The organism is Escherichia sp. WS3227_2 (genome assembly GCF_046486495.1).
Classification (GTDB): domain Bacteria; phylum Pseudomonadota; class Gammaproteobacteria; order Enterobacterales; family Enterobacteriaceae; genus Escherichia; species Escherichia coli.
In genome coordinates, this window is the sequence record NZ_JBJQLG010000040.1 from 1 (window position 1) to 1,919 (window position 1,919).

At 61.5% G+C, this 1,919-nt stretch carries 1 protein-coding gene; it reads right to left on the reverse strand.

The genetic code is table 11. The features are described 5' to 3' along the window. Positions 1 to 1,919, reverse strand: a 1,919-nt coding sequence (locus ACJHXB_RS24675; protein ID WP_410233551.1) for an RHS repeat-associated core domain-containing protein, incomplete at both ends; no start/stop codon positions are given.

The following is a 1,919-nucleotide window of genomic DNA, read 5'->3' on the forward strand; positions in this document are numbered from 1 at the left end:
CAGCCCAATCGGATCCTGAGTGATATACCGCCCCTGCAGCGGGTCATAATAGCGGTGGCGGTTGTAATACAGGCCTGACTCCTCATCATACTGCTGACCCGGCAGGCGGATGAGCTGCTGCAGCTGGTGCGGGTTCTCTTCATTCAGCAGGTTGCCCCATTCATCGTATTCTGCGCACCATTCTGTTGCCCCTTCCGTGCTGACAAGCGCCAGCGGCAGGCCGCGATGGTCGCAGTGGTACAGGTGGATTTTTCGCGCCGGCGTGTACACCGGGTCCATCTGGTTTTGTATCTGCTCCACCGTCAGGCCGCACGATGCCAGCCAGCGGCGGCTTTCCTCACTCACCCGGTCAGCCAGGATTTCACTTTCCAGCCGGTCGAGCATCTGCACCAGCACCGGCGGGAACACCACACTGCCACCGTCTTCGCCGCCGGACTGCTGAAGCGCATCCGCCAGGCTGCGGCGCTGCGTTTTCGCCAGCTCACCGGTGGCGGTTTCAACTCTGATGAGTGGCGTGAAGCTCCCCGGCTGATAAACCGTCTGGATGCGGGTTCTGTCGTTCTGTATCGTGGTCAGCCGGTCGCCGTCCCAGCCGTACCAGGTCACTTCCGGTTTCCGTGACAGCGACATCCAGCCCGTCAGGTCCCGTTCACGCCGCCATACCCGTTTTGCCACCCTGCGGCCCAGCGGGTCGTAAAGATAGCGACTTTCGACCAGCGGCTCTGCATATTGTGTCCGCGTGTAGTGCACCAGCCGGTGCTGACTGTCGTAATGGTACTGGTGAGTCCGCTCATCGTCCGTGCGGATAACCCCTTCCGGGATGAGGTCGGTTTTCTCCGTCAGTCTGCCGTGACGGTCATACCGGTAAAGATAGTGCGCGTCACGGGCGATACGGTTATCCGGCCACATGCTGAGGGTGATGTCCGGGTGCAGCTCCGGGTCGGGCAGGCGGTTGCCTGCCGGGTCCGTGGCATACGGGATGCGGATATCCAGATTTGAGGTGGTGGTGTGGACGCCGGTCAGCCTGCCGGAGTCGCTGTAGCTGTAACTCCGGGTCTGTCGCGGGCTGCTGATGCGGATGAGTTCGCCGTTGTCGTTCCAGGTGTAATCGCGGTCATACTGCAGGCTGTTCAGGTGCTGGCTCTGTAACTGCCCGGCAGAGGTATAAGCGGTGGTGAGTTCATAACGGCCGAAGCTGCGCAGCGTTTCCCGGTGCAGGCGGTCGCGGGTATACTCCACCAGCGGTGTGTCGCCGAGTTTCATGCCTGCCAGCCAGCCGCTGCCGTAAGTCAGCCATTCCACGGCGGGCAGGCTGTCCGGTATACAGCGGTTCGCCAGTCCCTGCGCGTTGTAAGCGTGTCTGGTTTCATGCTGCCAGAGCAGTGCTTCCGTCTGCGGGTGATGCACCGTCTGGCGCTCACCGGTCAGGCGGCCTTTCTCATCATACCCGTAATGCACCGTCACCCGGTGGCCTTCGCTGAGATGGCTGATTTGTGTCAGCCAGCCGCGTTCATCATACTGCCACTGCTCTGCCGGTTCACCCTTCACGGTGCGGTGCGTGATGCGGTCTGCTTCGTCATAGTGCCAGTGGGTGACCAGCCCCTCATCCTCGCTGCGGATAAGTTTGCCGGTCAGGTCGTGGTGATAACGCTGTGTGCGGCCGTCAAAGCCGGTTTCCTGTATCAGCCGGTCAAGTACATCGTAACGGAAGGTGGTGTGGCTGCCGTTTTCACTGGTCAGGCGGATGACCCGTCCGGCAGCATCGTATTCCATACTGCGCGTCAGACCGCCCTGCGTGGTACGGATGGCCTTTCCCCACGCATCGTACTGTGTCCCGTTTCTGCTGCCGTCCGGGGCAATGACGGCGGTCAGGTCACCGGCGGCGTTGTATTCATACCGCGTTTCATGGCCCTGCGTGT